This window comes from Agromyces bauzanensis, from assembly GCF_014645655.1.
GTDB lineage: Bacteria > Actinomycetota > Actinomycetes > Actinomycetales > Microbacteriaceae > Agromyces > Agromyces bauzanensis.
The window spans coordinates 1-15,092 of the sequence record NZ_BMMD01000033.1; the positions used below are offsets into that span (position 1 = coordinate 1).

Sequence of the window (15,092 nt, forward strand, 5' to 3'; positions counted from 1 at the left end):
CATGAGATCCAGCGTCTACGAAGTGACGAGATCCAGTGTCCACGATGTCACGAGATAACACACCAGATCGCTGGACCACCAGTACCAACTCACGCTACGCGCCAGCCGGAGATGCGGCCGATGATCCCGAAGTCCTTGTTCCCGTAGCGGGGCAGCCATTTCAGCCCGGAGTCGCCCATCCACGCGGCGAGGACATGGGCGGCTTCGGAGCGCGAGTCGTAGTCGCGCGGGCCGAGCGTGATGCGGAACTTGTCGCCGCTCGTGTCGGTCATGCGTGGTGCAGCGGCTTCCAGCCCTCGGATGTCCGCTGCCGCGCGCTCGACCGACGAGCGGGCGCGGTTGCCGGTGTGGACGAGCATGTCTTCGTTGCGCTCGTGCGCGCGCTGGAGGCGTCGCAGCCGGTTCACCTCGTTGAGGATGACGGAGTGTTCCAGCAGGAGCGGGTTGCCGGAGGCGATAGCCTTGGCCTCGGCTGCGGAGAGCGCGGAGGTGTGGATCTCCTCGATCTCGCGGGCGTTGATCTTGCCGCGCAGAAGCTGCGCGAACGACGCGGCCTTCCGCTCGACGGTCTGCCACATGTAGGAGTCGAAGGAACGCTCGGTGACGTAGCGGACGATCGCCACTTCCTCGTTCTGGTTGCCCTGCCGCATGATGCGCCCGTCGCGTTGCGCGATGTCGGAGGGTCGCCACGGGCAGTCCAGGTGGTGCAGCGCGATCGCGCGCGACTGCACGTTCGTGCCGACGCCCATCTTCTCCGTCGAGCCGATGAGCACCGCGACGTGGCCGGCGCGGGCCGCGGCGAACAACCTCGCCTTCTCCACGTCGGTCTTCGCCTCGTGCATGTACCTGACCTGCTCTGCCGGGATGCCGCGTTGCACGAGCTGCTGCCGCAGCTCGTCGTAGGCGTTCCACCTGTCCTGGTTCGGTGTGCCGATGTCGCTGAACACGAGCTGAAGCGACCCGCGCACGCCGGAGGCCTGCCCGGTCACCGTGTCGAGGTACTCGTTGTCGCGGGTGCGCTCCCAGATGCGGTGGATCGCGTCGGCGGCGACGTCGACCTTGCTCGGCCCGGTCGGGTCGCGGGGGATGACCATGCGGATGTCGAGCGCGGCCTTGCGTCCGTCGGTGGCGATCAGGAGCATGTTGTCCTCGTCGGGCCGCACCTGGCGGGTGGCGACCTTCTCCGCACGCTCGGCGAGCGTGGCGACGTACTGCTCCAGCTCGACGGTCGGCTGCACCGGCACGGTGGAGGGCGCGCGGCTGCCGTCGTCGCGCTGCACAAGGGCGGGCACCGGCAGGTCGAGGTCGTCGGCGGTCTTCACATCGGCGAACACCGACCACATCCGCAGCAGCTCCTGCCCGTTCTGGAACCGGGCGAAGCGGGTCTTCATGCGGAACGTGCTGCCCGTCGGCGAGATCTCCATCTGCGTGACCAGCTCGCCGAACGTCGCGGCCCACGCATCGAACGCTCCGACCCCCGCCGACTCCAGCACGTCGGGCCGCAGGTATCGCTGCATGACGTAGGTCTCGGTGATCGAGTTCGAGATGGGCGTCGCCGTCGCCGCGGTCACGACCCGCTCGCGCCCCGCCGAGCGGAGGTATTCGAGTTTCATGTGCAGGTCGCTCGCGCGATCGGAGCCCTCGATGGCGGCGTCTCGGATGTTCGATTCGGTGGCGAGGTTCTTGTACATGTGCATCTCGTCGACGATGACGTAGTCGATGCCGGTGTCCTCGAAGCAGACACCGCGGTCGCGGTCGGAGTCCAGGCGGTCCTTGAGCTTGTTCTCCATCGCCAGCAGCTTGCGCTGAATGCGCTTGACGCTCATCCGCTGCTCGCCGGTCGCCTCGCCCAGCACTCGCCGCACGTCCTCCACCTGCCCGCGGATGTACTGCGCCTGCGTCTCGGCGCGCAGCGGGATCTTGGCGAACGCACCCTGCGTGACGATGATCGCATCCCACTCGTTCGCGGCAGCGCGGGCGACGAACAGCCGCCGCTTGTCTGCCGTGAGGTCGAGGCTGGACGCGGCGAGCACGCGGGCGCGCGGGTAGATCTGGAGCCGCTCGCGCCCGAACTGCTCCAGCATGTGGTTCGGCACGACCACGACGGGCTTGCTGATGAGCCCCATGCGGCGCATCTCCATCGCGCCCATGATCATCTCCGCGGTCTTGCCCGCGTCGACCTCGTGGAACAAGCCCGCCGCGGGCTCGGACACCATCCGCGCGACGGCGGCGCGCTGGTGCGTGCGCGGCTCGAAGTTCGACGCGAGGCCCGGCAGTGACAAGTACGCCCCCGCATCCGTGTAGTCGCGGAGCACGATGGAGTTGAAGCGGCGGTTGTACTCGTCCACGAGCACCTGCGCGCGAGCCGGGTCTTCCCACACCCAATCGCTGAACCGCTCCTGGAGGGCGTCGGCCTTCTCCTGCGCCGCGGCGGTCTCGACGGGGTTGAGCACGCGGCGCACCTTGCCGTCGATGTCCTTCTCCTCGTCGTAGACGAGCATCGTCCGCTGCTCCATCACGGCCTGGGCGATATCCGGCGCGGGGCGACGCGGCGTGCCCCATTCCGAGGTGGAGGGCAGTCCCTGCCGTCCGCCGCGGATCTCCCACATGCCCGGCAGCGGGTTCTCCACGCGCACGTCCTCGGCGCGCAGGATGCTGCGCAGGAATCGCTCGTGCACGTCGGCGCTGATCCACACCGCACCGAGCTTCGCGTGGATGTCCTGGATGCCCAGCGGCGCGGGCAGCACCTCGGCCAGCGCGTCCACGTTCACCTGGAACCCCGGGTCTCGCTCCGCGCGCGCTCGGGCGGCTTCGAGCTTCACCCGGACATCGCCGGACAGGTACTCGGGAGCGTGGATGAGCTGGTCGGTCGTCGGGTCGGCGAACACGAGGTTTCCCAGCGCCTCGCGGGCGTCGTGGTCGCTCATCCCGAGCAGGTCGGCGATGACGGGGAGGTCGATCCCGCCGGTTCGGTCGAGGCTGACGACGATGGCGTCGGCGGGGCTGTCCACGCCCTGTACTTCGGCTCGCGGCACCACCACGCGGTGGCTCATGATCGCCGCGGGCGATGCGGACTGATCCTCGTCATCGAACTGTTCCAGCGCGAGCACCAGGGGACCGAACGGGTCGGAGCGCAGCAGCCGGATCGCGGTCGGCACGATGCGGGCGAAGGTCTCCTCTCCGTCCTCGTTCGTGCGCCCGGTGGGGCGCAGCGTGTAGCGGTTCAGCGCCCCGTAGGTGCCGACGTACTTCAGGTAGTCGCGGCGCAGCGTCGTGCGGGTGAGCACGATGTCAGGGGTGTCATCCACGCTCGCAGCCTCCGCGGTCAGCAGGCGGGATGCCCCGTCGCGCAGACGCAGCAGGGCGCGCAGCTCGCGCGCGGCGGACTTCGGCACCGCGAGCGGCTCCAGCCCGCCCGAGACCACGGTGCGGAAGTCGCCGCTCTCGCCCGCCACGATGCTGCCGTCCCACAGCTCCGGCGCCGACGGAGTGAACGCGGCCCGGCGCGCCTGCTGCTCGGCGGTGCGCTCCGTCATCGCCAGCCCGGCACGGCGAGCGGAGAACACGAGCTGGTCGACGGCGACCGCGAGCTCCGCCTCCAGGTCCGCCAGGTCGGTCGTGACGGTGAGCGTGCTCGCGTCGTACATCCCGTGCCCGACGCCGACCTCCCCGAGCATCTGCTCGGGATGCTCGTCGAAATAGCGGTTGATCCGCATCGGCACGCCGTCGATGGGAACCTGCGCAACCGTCTCCCAGGCGTCATCGCGCATCTGCTCGCCGGGCAGCCGCCGCCGGAACACGAGCAGGTCGGTCACGACTTCCGTCCCAGCGGCCCGACGGTGCGCGCCTGTAGGCAGGCGGATCGCGCCCACGAGGTCGGCCAGCTCGTTCATCTCCCGCCGCGCGCCGGGGTTCTGCGCGTCCATCGTGTAGTGCGAGGTCAGCACGGCGACGACGCCACCGGGTCGGGTCAGGCGCAGCGACTTGATGATGAAGTGGTTGTGCATCGACTGCCGGGTGGCGTTGTGCAGCGGATCGTGCAGGGCGACGCTGCTGAACGGCACGTTGCCGACGAACGGGAGATGACTCACAGCGCGCCGAGCGTCGAGGTCGCGGAGTTCACGGCGAGCCAAGCCTGACGGGAGTCATCGGTAACCCATCCCTATCAACCGCAGGCGACCACGGATGATCGGATAGACTCGATGTTCGGCCGTCGCCGTAATCCCTGCTAACGCAAGGAAACCCAAGACATTCCGGGGCTGCCGGCGTCGTAGACACCGAAACGATTCTGCTCATGAACTCGCTCACTGGACATTGAAAATTCGTCGAACACTCTGCCCGCGCCGCCCAATCACACGAGCCGGTCGTCATGGCCAGGTAGTCAGGTGCAGCGAGATATCCGAGTGTGCTTCGTAGGTGACCCCAGTCGACTGAATTATTGCCCCCGTGGGTGGCCAACGGGAGATTGCTCCTGACGTGACGTGATGTCCTAGCCTTCGAGCATGACCGACACCGGCCTTCTGCAGTGGGGTATCGGCGAGGTTGCCCGACGCACCGGCGTGACCGAGCGCACCCTGCGCTACTACGAGGAGCTCGGCCTCCTTGCGCCAGTCCGCGACGCCGGCGGTCGACGCAGATACGACGGAGGTACCCTCGACCGGCTGTACCGGATCCGTCTGCTCCGCGAACTGGGCACGCCCGTATCCGACGTCGACGCCGATGCAGCCGATCTGCGGGAGCTGACCCGGCGACACCTGGCCGACCTCGACGCCAAGTTGGCCGACCTTGCCCGGGTGCGGGAGCGGGTCCGGGCCGTCGAGGACCGGCTTCTGGGCGGTGACCACCCCAGCGACGAGGCGCTACTCGACCTGCTGTCGGGTCTGCAGGCCGATGAACCCGCGCTGACCCGGCGGATCACCCTGCTCGTTTGCCGCGACATCGCAGCGGCGCACGCTTACCTCGTCGACGTCTTGGGGCTGGCCCCCGGCCCGATCGTCTTCGACGGTGACCTGGCGGTGCACGGCGAGGTCCACGTCGGCGACGGCGTGGTCTGGCTGCATCGGGAGGCCGTCGAGCATCGGATGGTCTCGCCGCTGACCACCGGCACGGTCACGGCCTCGGTCGCCGTCCACGTCGACGACGTCGACGCCCACCACGCCCGGGTGGCCGGGACCGGTGCCGCGATCGACTACCCGCCGACCAACATGCCCTACGGCGTCCGCGAGTACAGCGTGCGCGACGTCGAAGGCCACCTGTGGTCGTTCCAGACACCGCTTACCGCGCTCGACGAAATGGAAGACTCATGACTGAGCTGACTCCCTATCTTTGCGTCGCCGACGCCCGGGCCGCCATCAAGTGGTACGTCGCCGCGTTGGGCGCCGAGATCACCTACGAGCCGGTCGTCATGGACGACGGTCGGGTCGGCCACTGCGAGCTTGCGATCGGAGAGGCGCGCTGGGTGATGTCCGACGAGTTCGACTCGGCCGGGGTGGCCGCCCCTGACCCGACCCGCGGGGCAGCGGTGTCACTGTATCTCACGATCAACGACGTTGACGCGGCCGCGGCGCGCGTCGTCGCGACCGGGACATCGATGTCGCGCGGCCCCGAGGACAGCCCCGCCGGACGGGTGGCGGTCTTCGTCGACCCCTTCGGTCATCGCTGGTTCCTGAACCAGCCGACCGAGAACTGACACAGAGTCGCTCGCCTCCTTGCGAGTCCTGTTGCGGGAAAGTCACACCGCGGCTGGGTCGCCCGTAGCGTTGTCCGGGATGCTCCGCTTCCAGACATCGGGAAGTCCGCTGACCGTCGCGTCACGGTGACGACGGAGTGGCGCGCATCAACCGCACGCCGCGTGAGCAGGCGTCCAGTCGGACCGTTGGCCGCGAACACGGCGATTCTCACAGCGTCCCCCGATCAGCCGGCGACGGCATGCAGCGCGCCCGGACGACGGCCCGCGAGGGCGTCCAGACGGCGCGCCGTCTCGTCATCGGCGGGCAGGTAGACGAGGATCCTCTGACCGTCGTTGGGGAGCGTGAGGGTCTCGACCTCGAGGCGGAGCTCTCCGACTTCCGGATGCCGCAGCCGTTCGCGCGCGCCAGTGTCGCCGGTCGTGCGCACCGCCCTGTAACGTTCGGTGAACTCGGCGGCCGCCACGTCGGCCATGGTCGCGGCGAACTCGAGCGCGAATTCGTCGGCAGGACCGGTTTCACGTCGAAGCGCAGCGACCTCACGGTCGGCAATGCGCCCCCAGTCGGGGAACGCCGCGCGGGCGCGCGGTTCGGCGAACACGAATCGCGGCAGATTCGGGTGGTCGTCATCGAACAACCCGAACGGCTCCAGCATCCTTCGATAGGCGCCGGTTGCAGCGAGCACGTCGCCGACGCGATTGACGAGCGCGGCGGGCGAGGGCGCGAGTCGACCGAGCAGGTCGCGGACCGTCGGACGGACGTCGGTCGTTGGTGCGTCGACCAGGCACGCCACTCGGACCCCGGACGAGCTCTTGGCGGCGACAAGCAGATCGCGCCGATCCGCAGGCGCTAGGCGGAGCACGTCCGCGAGTGCGCCCAACACCTGTGGAGAGGGGTTGCGGTCGCGGCCCTGTTCGAGACGGGTGAGGTACTCCGCGCTCACGCCGGCGAGCGTTGCGAGCTCCGCGCGGCGCAGCCCTGAGGTCCGGCGCCGCGGCCCGCGCGGAATCCCGGCGTCCTCGGGTGCCAGCGCTTCACGGTGGGTGCGCAACAGCACCCCAAAACGGTTCTCGCTCACACATCAAGCCTAAGGCGGCGCAGTCGCGTGAGCATGGCCGTGACAGGGCCAGCCTCAGCAGGGCCTCGGTCTCGACCGCGGCATCCCGCATTGTGGAGCCATGGACCTAGGACTTCAGGATCGGACAGTCATCGTCACGGGAGCGTCAGGCGGCATCGGCCGCCGGCTCGCCGCCGCGTTCGCAAGGGAGGAGGCGACGATCGTGGTCACTTACCGCTCGTCCCGCGAGAACGCCGACCGCGTCGCCGCGGAACTCGGCGAGGCAGCGATCGTCACCCGCTACGACCAGGCAGAGGAGGGCGCGGCCGACGCACTCGTCACCGACGTGCTCCATCGCACCGGCCGTGTGGACGTGCTCGTCAACAACGCCGTGCAGTGGCCGGAGTTGACGCCGGCCACGTTCGACCAGATCGCCGACGAGTCGTGGTTGCCCGCGCTGCGGGGCAACATCGAGGGCGCGATTCGGCTCAGTCGTGCCGTGGCCGCTCCAATGCGGGCGGCGGGGTGGGGCCGCCTGGTGTACATCTCGTCCAACCTCGCGACCGAGGGCAGCACCGGATTCGAGTACTACGGCGCCGCGAAGGCGGCGCTGCACGGCTTCAGCCGCTCGGCCGCGTTCTCGCTCGGCGTCGACGGCGACATCCTCTCGAACGTTGCACTCCTCGGCCTCACGCGTACCGAGACGAACACGCACATCATCGAGCACACGGGCGACCAGTGGGCGGAGAGGTCTCCGCTGGGGCGGCTGATCGACGCCGACGAGGTCGCTCCGGCGATCGTGTTCCTCGCCTCGGCAGCGAACACCGGCATCACAGGTCAGATCGTCCAGGTCACCGGCGGAATGTGACCGCGTGTTCGGACCAGCAGACAAGGGATACCTCATGAGCTTCACCGACGCCGAGTTGGCGTACATCGCCGAGCAGCCGCTGGCACGCATCGCGACCGTAGCACCTGACGGACAGCCCGACGTGGTACCTGTCGGCTTCCAATTCGACGGCACCCATTTCTGGATCGGCGGATACGCCCCTACGAAGACGCGCCGCACCCGCAACGTGCAAGCGGGCAACGACAAGGTCGCGTTCGTGATCGACGACCTCGCGCCCGGGCGACGCTGGGCACCACGATCTCTGCGCGTCTATGGGACGGTCGAGCTCGCCGAGATGCCGCCGGGGTCGGGACAGCTCGTTATGAAGATCACCCCGACGACCTCATGGTCGATGAATCTCGATGGAGCGTGGAACCCTGGCGGTGTCGCGGAGCTCACGACGCACAAGACCATCCACGCCTAACTCCTGGAGAGCAACAACACCGATGGATCACACGGTGACCGCATCCACGTCATCAACGACGCGGGGGCCACCGAGCGTTACACCACTATGCGGGACTCCACTCTCGAAGCCCGCGGCCTCGTCGAACGCTTCGCGAACGGCGCCGACCGCCGCAGTCTGCTCGTCGGGCTGACCGCGGAAGGTCTGCTCCTCGCCGACGAACTCGTCCCCCGACACACGGCGAACGAGTCGCGACTTCTCGCCAACCTCCCGCCCGAGGAACTCGCTGCCTTCGACTGCGTGCTGCGGAAGCTCCCCATTGCGATCGGCGACGGGGGTCAGTCGGCTGCGTGACGGCGCTGCAGCCGTCGCACCACGCGTCCGATTCAGTACTTTGCATCCTGTATTCCGTCGGCGGACGAGGCGCTGAACTCCTGGGGCGGACCAGGGGGTCGCCGGCGGGCGTGGTCGACTGCGGCGCGGACGGTTCGAAGGCTCCGCAGCACCTGCTCGGCGTCTGCTCCGAGGGTGCTGGTCACGTTGATGAGGACCGGCGCGAACAGCTTGGCCCCCGCATCGCGGGCTCGTCGTCCGTCTGCGGTAAGTCGTACTCGATACGAACGACGGTCGTTCGGAGTCGGTCTTCGCTCGACGTGGCCCCGTCTTTCGAATCGCCGGATGTAACTGGAGACCGTCGTGGGCGGAGCTGCCATCCATCCGGCCAGCTCAGAGGGGGTCATCGCGCCTGAAGGCGACGACGAGTGCGACGTTCGTCGCGACCGCGAGCGGCGGGATGTTCGCGATGTGACCGATCGGCCAGGCCAGCGCCGCCACGAGTACGACGACGACCTGCCAGCGGTGGCGCAGCAGCCACATCGCCACCGCGATGAGGACGAGTGAGAGGGGGAAGAACAGTCCGAGCGGCTTGATAATCGTGGCGGCGCCGGACTGGTCGACGAGGGCGGTGTCGCCGAGCGATACATGGATGGTGTCGAAGCCGTAGGCGACGTTGCCTGCCATTCCGATGAGCCCGACGACGATGAGCACCGCCGCGAGCCGTGACGTCGCCGGAAGCCAGGCCGTTACGCGAAGCACGACGAGTCCATACGCGATCGCCGCGAGGATGTGCACGGTGCCGGCGACGGGGTCGCCCCAGCCGAGCGCGGCGTAGAGGGAGTCGGCCGCCAGGTAGGCGAGTGGCGCGACGATGAGTGAGGCGGTGAGCAGACCGCTGGTGGGGGTGCGGAGTGCTGCCGTGTCGTGGGTGGTTGTGGTCATGAAGTCTCCTGACTGGTCGTGAGATGGCACCGGCCAGAATCGCGCGTGGCTGCGTTCAGCGACACGGGGAGAACCCTGGTCCTCGAATGCAGGGGTTTTCCCCGTGTCCGGCGGAAGTCGCGATGGGACAATGCGGTGTGGCCGACTTCCGTAGGCGCGCTCCCGGTCTCGTGCCGCTCGCGGTGCTCTCGAGTGTCGTCGTGCTTACGGCGTTCGGGCTCGCGCGCGGTCTCTGGCTTGAGAACGTGCACAACGCGCTGCTGGCAGTCACCTTCACCGGCGTCGGCGCGTACGTGCTCTTCGAACGACCGCGCCATCGCGAGGGACTGCTCTTCTTGGCGACCGGGACGGTGCACGCCGTCATGTTCTTCGGACGCCAGATCGGCCACTTCGACCCTGGGGAGTCGCCGGTATGGGGCTGGCTCGGCGTCTGGCCGCTTCCCCTTGCGCTTGCCCTGACCACGCTTTCGGTGTTCTGCTTCCCCGACGGTCGCCTGCCGTCACGGCGCTGGCGGCCGGTCGCCGCGGTCGTGCTCGCCCTGACCGCGTTGCTCATGCTGCTCTCCGCCGTGTGGCCCGTCGGGTACGCCTCCGCGGGCGTCGTGATGCCGCATCCGTTCTCATCCGCCGTGCCTCCGGTCGTGGAACTGCTGTGGAGTGTTCTCGCGAACCCGGCCTTCATCGCGTTCCAGGTGCTCTGGGTGGTCTCGGTCGTCGCGCGTTGGGCGCGCCGCGACGGGGTCGCGCGTCGGCAACTCGTCTGGCTGGTGGCGGCGTCGGCACTCTCAGCCACGCTGTTGGTCGTCGGCCTGCTCATCTGGGGCTCGCCGCGGGCCGGCATCCTCTCGGCCACGCTCCTGCCGCTTTCGGCGGGGTGGGCGATCGTCCATGGCCAGCACGCGGCCTCCTACGCCGCCCTCAGCTGGCTGTCGCACGAGTCCGGCGACCCGCGCGACCTCCCCGACGCTTTGGCGCGTAGCATCGCGGAGGCGTTCGGGGCGACCCGGGTCACGATCTGGCTCGGCGGCGCCGGCGCCGTGCACGCCGTCGGCGCCTGGCCGATTCTTCACGACGACCCGCCGCTGTCGACTCTCGCGGCGCTGCGCGCCGCAGGAAGCCACCTGCAGCAGGTCCGACGCGGGGAGGTCCCGCTCGGGGCGATCGTGGTCGAGCGCGTCGAGCCCTTCTCGCGCACCGAGTCGCGGCTGTTCACCGATCTCGCGCCGCAGGCGGCGCTGGTGCTCGATCACCTCGCGCTCGCGGAGGTGATCGCACGCCAGCAGCGCGTCGGGGAGCACAGCGAGCTGACCGACCGCGAGCGGGATGTCCTCGCGCTGATCGCCCGCAGGCTCTTCAACTCGGCGATCTGCGACGAACTCCACCTGAGCATCAAGACGGTCGAGCCTCTGGTCAGTAGGGTCTTCACCAAGCTCGGGCTGTATTCCGACTCGGGAAGCAACCGGCGCGTCCTGGCGGCGCTCGAATACCAGCGCGCGACTGGCGCCGAGCAGTGAGGTAGGGATCGACCGCGCCCAGGGCGACCGGGCCAGAGACGACCGGCGACGATCGGATAGGCTGGCGCGAGGGCCGCTCGTGTGACCGGCGTTCACGCAGGACACCCGGGGAGACCTGCTAAGGTCCTGTCGCCCCGACCATGTCCTGAAACCAGACACTGTCGCCCCGGCCAGTTCAGCCCGGAATGGGCGGTCGAACGCCCGTGTGCGGCTCTCCAGCAGCTCGCGGATCTGCCGATCGCCGGAACCTGCATCGCAGCCTGAGGGCCGCGTGAAGGAAGGACCAGGTCATGAGTATCGAACGCCTCCAATCGGCGGGACTCGTCAGAAGTCCCGCGTTCAGCCGCGTCGCCATCGTGCCGCCCGGAGCAACCACGATCTACGTCGGTGATCAGAATGCTGTCGATGCCGGAACCTCATCATGATCATGTCGGAGCTCGTCTGGAGGGGTGTCAGCGTCCCGAGTCTCGAGCGGTGTCGAATCACTGAGGACGCCAGCGGCGTGCGTATCGCAAGCACCGTCGAGGGAGAGTCTGATTGCATCTACGAACTGAGCGCGACTGTCGGCTGGGAGTTTCGTTCTCTTGTTCTCAGAACGGATGCTCGCACACTGGTCGTGACACGGGCGAACGGCGAGTGGTCTGTCGACGCGGCACCACGACCCGACCTCGTCAAGGCGCGGGAAGTGGACATCTCCGTCTCCCCGCTCAGCAACACGCTGCCGATCCGTCGGCTGGCTCTCGACGTCGGTCAAAGCGCCGAAATTATCACCGCATATGTCCGAGTGCCCGAGCTCACGGTGACCGTGGACCCGCAGCGATACACGCGTCTCAGCGCTGACGAGTACCTGTATGAATCCCTCGACTCCGATTTTCGCAGAACGATCACCGTCGACGACGGCGGCCTCATCGTCGACTATCCGGGACTCTTCGAGCGCGAAGACCCCGGCACGAGCACGGGCAGACCGAGCAAGGGTGACCGTCAGTCCTGCGGGCGCCAAGATGGGTAGCGGACCCGGTACCGGTGCGCCGCGTCCGTCTGCCTCGACGACGTCGACGCGCTCCCATCCGCCGATGTTTAGATCGGTCGGCCGCCGGGCACCTCATCGCGCCCAATCACCACCGCATCTACGTGTCAGGCACTGCACCTCGAGACGACGCTGCCACTCGTTCGCTGCCACGTGATGGCGATAGAGTCTCGATTCATGCATGCTGATGCGGGGTCGGTGCAGGCAGAGGCGCAGATCGCCGGCTTCATCGACAAGTTCGCGGACCCGATGCAGGTCATGATCCGAGACTGCCGAGCCCGGCTTGAGAAGCGATTTCCGCAGGCCGTCGAGCTGATCTATGACAACTACAACTTCTTTGTCATCGGCTTCGGGCCCACAACCCGGTCCTCGGATTCGATCTTCTCCCTCGCCTGCTTCAAGAACGGCGTCAATCTGTGTTTCTTGCAGCGCGCGCCGGAACTGCCCGATCCCACAGGCATATTGCGAGGTAGTGGCAGGGTCGTGCGGAATGTGGCGCTGAGTGCACCCGAGGATCTTGAGCGGGTGGATATCGTCGCGCTGATTGATGCCGAACTGGCGCTGGCTCGAGTGTCGATGCAGGCGAGCGCTGGCCGGCAGGTGATCGTGAAGTCGGTATCGGCGAAGCAGCGGCCGCGTCGGTAGATCGATCCGAAAGGACTGCGGCACGCCGCGCGAGATCGGAGCTTGGCCCGGTATCCCGGACACCTGAGCGAGAGGATCTGCGCGTCAGACTTTCTCGATGTGCAAGCCCGGTCCGTCGTGGCAGCGTCGATCGATGGTGTCGCAGGGTGACCGCCAATCCATTGGGAGGCACAGTGCGAGCGTGTGGGCGGCGCCGCGGTTGAAGCCCGACAGCGAGTGGACCACAGTTGACTCCATGGATGAGGTCGAAGCTCGCATCGAGTCGGTGCGTGGCGAGACCCGCGGACGCGACGCCCGCACGATGCTCAAGGTCATGCGGAGGGCAACCGGACAGGACCCGGTCGTGAACCGCTCGGGCTTCGGTTTCGGCCGCTACCGCTACGTCGCCCGCCCTGCCAGGTCGTTCCTCACCCACCCCATACTCGTCCACCGTGAGCGACATCGAGCCCTGCGCGGGTGCCCGAAGCTTGTTGGCCCACTGTTGGCGCGGGTGGCGCGTGCGTTCGAGCATGTGCGGTCACCGAGCGCGGGCCGATGAGGCCAACGCGGTGGCGAGCTTGTTCATGGCGGATGTCGCGGACTCGCTGACGGTCGGGCCCACTGCGGCGAGGCTGGCCATGAGGACGGCGATCTCGGGCAGGTTCAGCTCGATGAGCCCGGTGGGTGCGATGTCTTCTATGGTGGCGCCGCCGCCGCGTCGTGGAACCACGGTGATCGGCACCCCGGAGTGGGTCAGGCGTTCGATGTCGCGGGCGATGGTGCGTTCGGTGACGCCGAGCTCGTCGGCGAGCCGCCTGTGGGTGAGTCTGCCCCGGCTCGCGGACAACCGTTCGATGAGGTAGTGCTGGCGCTCCACTCGACGCAGAGTCAGGTGAGGATCACGAGACGCGGCCGCAGTCTGCCCCCTGGTTTGATTCACGAACGTCATGGTAACCATGACACGGGCGGGTCAGGGTAGCGGCGTAGCGTTGAAACCATGAGCGAGTACACCATTGCGCGTGAGTTCTTCGACGTCTATACCCGTGCCCTGCTCGACCGCGATGCCAAGGCCATCGCCGGACACTACGCAGTGCCCGCGCTGATCGAGTTCCCCGGGCAGGCCATCGCCGTGTCCGAGGCCAGCCAGACCGAAGAGTTCTTCGCCGGCGCATTCGGCCAGTACGAGGGCGTCTGGGCTACCGACGCTGCCGTGGACGTCGTCGCGGCGACCAGTCACACCATCTGGGCTGATGTGACCTGGGATCATCACGGTGGCGCGCCGGACGAGCGGAACATGTACCAGCTCGTCAGCGTTGGCGAAGGCTGGAAGATCGCCGTCCTGACACCGCTGGATGCGTGAACGGCTTCATCAGCAGCGAAGACCCTGGTTTTTGGAGGACCGATGACCAGTGACTCCAACACGATGATCAGCGACTTCACCGGCAAGCCGAAGACGCAGTCGTTCTTCACCGCCATCGCGGCGTAGACAGCATCTCTCGGGCCGGTGACCAAGGATGCGAAAGCGCAAGTGAGCTTCTCGGTGAACCGCAAGTTCCTCTGGCTCTGGGCGTACGAGAAGACCGCCGATGGCACCTTGTACCTCAACGTGACCCTGGACCGGAAGATCGATGACCCGCACTTCCACAACCTCACGCAAGTCAGCAAGAACCGATGGAATCACCACGTCGAGGTGAAGTCCGAAGCGATCGCGAACAGCGTCTGGCTGCACTCTCTGATCCGTGAGGGGTACGAGTTCGCGCGGAGATGACATCGGTCTACACGACGCTGACCGTTGAGCGGTGCCGCCGCGGCGGAGTAGTGCAGCGCGGTCTCGATGCTGACACCGAAGAGATCGCAGATGCGGCGAACGTCACCGCCGGGCCCTCAGCCTTCGACGTGTGCCTTGAGCCCGTCGAGCATGCTCTGCCAGTTCCGGCTGAACTGCGTGGCCTGTTCCTCGCTGTCGTTGCCATCTTGGGTCAGTGCGAGGTGGGTCCCGGCGTCGGTGGGCGTGAGCGTGTAGACGAGGGTGTGATAATTCTCGGGCTCGTCGGGCTGGCCCATCATCGGGCTGTAGTGCGTCATCGACAACTCTCGCGTCACCCAGCTGGAGCGCGCCGGTCTCGCGAGCCGGCACGCCGGTGCTGACCGCCGTCGGGTCGAGGTTCGGCTCACCCCTAGCGGGCGGCGGCGAGTGCGCGCCGCGCGGACGGCGCGGGAAGGTCTCCTGCGGCAGGCCACCAGCGGCCTCACGGACGTCGAGGCGGCTGCCCTCGAGGAGCTGCTTGCCAAGCTGGTCGCCGCCCGTGTCGAGGAGCGTGTCGAGCGACGCCGGGCGGGGGACTCAGGGCCGTGGTGGTGCCGCACCTGCGACTTCGCGGCCTGCGGGCGCCCCGAGGGGCGGTGTCCGGCCCACGCAACCGCCGTGCGCGCATACGCCCCATGAGGGCTGGGCCGGAGCTGACAGTTCTCGTTGTCGGGGTGTCCGCGCCACGCCTGTACTCACGGTTTCTAGTGTCCTGCGCCGGTAGTTCGTTGGAGTAGTCGTTTGAGGGAGTCGAGGATCTGCTCGGCGGGCTTGGTCCAGACGAAGGGCTTCGGGTTTTCGTTCCACCC

The 15,092-nt window shown here is 67.8% G+C and carries 15 protein-coding genes and 2 pseudogenes; 11 read left to right on the forward strand and 6 right to left on the reverse strand.

From position 1 onward, the window contains the following. Positions 1-89: 89 nt before the first annotated feature. Positions 90-4,091 (reverse strand): helicase-like domain-containing protein, encoded by a 4,002-nt coding sequence (locus IEX31_RS17390; protein WP_188744663.1) that lies wholly within the window; start codon positions 4,089-4,091, stop codon positions 90-92. A gap of 411 nt (positions 4,092-4,502) precedes the next feature. On the opposite strand from IEX31_RS17390, the gene IEX31_RS17395 reads away from it, so the two are divergent. Both IEX31_RS17395 and IEX31_RS17400 read left to right on the forward strand, forming a co-directional pair. Next, positions 4,503-5,306, forward strand: coding sequence for a MerR family transcriptional regulator (locus IEX31_RS17395; RefSeq protein WP_188744664.1), 804 nt, complete (start codon positions 4,503-4,505; stop codon positions 5,304-5,306). Further along, a complete protein-coding gene (locus IEX31_RS17400) occupies positions 5,303-5,689 on the forward strand; it encodes a VOC family protein (RefSeq protein ID WP_188744665.1) in 387 nt (128 codons plus the stop codon). Before IEX31_RS17395 ends, IEX31_RS17400 begins: the two co-directional genes overlap by 4 nt. A 224-nt stretch (positions 5,690-5,913) precedes the next feature. Here the strand turns inward: IEX31_RS17400 and IEX31_RS17405 are convergent, their stop codons facing one another. Continuing rightward, positions 5,914-6,765 carry a helix-turn-helix transcriptional regulator gene (locus IEX31_RS17405; RefSeq protein ID WP_188744666.1) on the reverse strand — a complete coding sequence of 284 codons (852 nt, stop codon included), beginning with the start codon at positions 6,763-6,765 and terminating at the stop codon, positions 5,914-5,916. A gap of 100 nt (positions 6,766-6,865) precedes the next feature. Here IEX31_RS17405 and IEX31_RS17410 point away from each other — a divergent pair, with 100 nt between their 5' ends. From IEX31_RS17410 to IEX31_RS17420, 3 genes are all read left to right on the forward strand, one after another. Further along, positions 6,866-7,612, forward strand: a complete 747-nt coding sequence (locus IEX31_RS17410; RefSeq protein WP_188744667.1) for an SDR family NAD(P)-dependent oxidoreductase — start codon at positions 6,866-6,868, stop codon at positions 7,610-7,612. A gap of 34 nt (positions 7,613-7,646) precedes the next feature. Next, on the forward strand, positions 7,647-8,054 hold the full coding sequence (locus IEX31_RS17415) for a PPOX class F420-dependent oxidoreductase (RefSeq protein WP_188744668.1): 408 nt from the start codon (positions 7,647-7,649) through the stop codon (positions 8,052-8,054). A gap of 87 nt (positions 8,055-8,141) precedes the next feature. Further along, complete coding sequence (locus IEX31_RS17420) at positions 8,142-8,387, forward strand: MarR family winged helix-turn-helix transcriptional regulator (RefSeq protein ID WP_188744669.1); 246 nt, start codon at positions 8,142-8,144, stop codon at positions 8,385-8,387. A 296-nt stretch (positions 8,388-8,683) separates the two neighbouring features. Here IEX31_RS17420 and IEX31_RS19690 read toward each other — a convergent pair. Together IEX31_RS19690 and IEX31_RS17430 are read right to left on the reverse strand one after the other, a co-directional pair. Next, a pseudogene (locus IEX31_RS19690) lies at positions 8,684-8,773 on the reverse strand (hypothetical protein); the annotation flags it as partial. Further along, positions 8,760-9,311: a hypothetical protein gene (locus IEX31_RS17430; RefSeq protein ID WP_188744671.1), complete on the reverse strand. Its 552-nt coding sequence runs from the start codon at positions 9,309-9,311 to the stop codon at positions 8,760-8,762. The gene IEX31_RS17430 and the pseudogene IEX31_RS19690, both read right to left, overlap by 14 nt. 137 nt (positions 9,312-9,448) lie before the next feature. On the opposite strand from IEX31_RS17430, the gene IEX31_RS17435 reads away from it, so the two are divergent. The 4 genes and pseudogenes from IEX31_RS17435 to IEX31_RS17445 all read left to right on the forward strand — a co-directional run bounded on the left by IEX31_RS17435 (position 9,449) and on the right by IEX31_RS17445 (position 12,497). Then, entirely contained in the window at positions 9,449-10,825 is a 1,377-nt protein-coding gene (locus IEX31_RS17435; RefSeq protein WP_188744672.1) for a helix-turn-helix transcriptional regulator, read from the forward strand. Between the two features lie 290 nt (positions 10,826-11,115). Further along, a pseudogene (locus tag IEX31_RS19130) lies at positions 11,116-11,235 on the forward strand (RidA family protein); the annotation flags it as partial. 17 nt (positions 11,236-11,252) lie between these two features. Next, the gene (locus IEX31_RS17440; protein ID WP_188744673.1) at positions 11,253-11,834 is read left to right on the forward strand and encodes a putative glycolipid-binding domain-containing protein; all 582 of its coding nucleotides are present in this window, start codon (positions 11,253-11,255) and stop codon (positions 11,832-11,834) included. 195 nt (positions 11,835-12,029) lie between these two features. After that, positions 12,030-12,497 carry a hypothetical protein gene (locus IEX31_RS17445; protein WP_188744674.1) on the forward strand — a complete coding sequence of 156 codons (468 nt, stop codon included), beginning with the start codon at positions 12,030-12,032 and terminating at the stop codon, positions 12,495-12,497. A 517-nt stretch (positions 12,498-13,014) separates the two neighbouring features. On the opposite strand, the gene IEX31_RS17450 is transcribed toward IEX31_RS17445, so the two are convergent. After that, positions 13,015-13,353 (reverse strand): helix-turn-helix transcriptional regulator, encoded by a 339-nt coding sequence (locus IEX31_RS17450; RefSeq protein ID WP_229662471.1) that lies wholly within the window; start codon positions 13,351-13,353, stop codon positions 13,015-13,017. Positions 13,354-13,473: 120 nt separating this feature from the next. Here IEX31_RS17450 and IEX31_RS17455 point away from each other — a divergent pair, with 120 nt between their 5' ends. Together IEX31_RS17455 and IEX31_RS17460 are read left to right on the forward strand one after the other, a co-directional pair. Next, positions 13,474-13,836 carry a DUF6841 family protein gene (locus IEX31_RS17455; RefSeq protein WP_188744676.1) on the forward strand — a complete coding sequence of 121 codons (363 nt, stop codon included), beginning with the start codon at positions 13,474-13,476 and terminating at the stop codon, positions 13,834-13,836. A 144-nt stretch (positions 13,837-13,980) separates the two neighbouring features. Beyond that, entirely contained in the window at positions 13,981-14,244 is a 264-nt protein-coding gene (locus tag IEX31_RS17460) for a DUF5655 domain-containing protein (RefSeq protein WP_229662472.1), read from the forward strand. A gap of 116 nt (positions 14,245-14,360) precedes the next feature. On the opposite strand, the gene IEX31_RS17465 is transcribed toward IEX31_RS17460, so the two are convergent. Further along, positions 14,361-14,561: an SRPBCC domain-containing protein gene (locus IEX31_RS17465; protein ID WP_188744677.1), complete on the reverse strand. Its 201-nt coding sequence runs from the start codon at positions 14,559-14,561 to the stop codon at positions 14,361-14,363. Positions 14,562-15,092 lie beyond the last annotated feature (531 nt).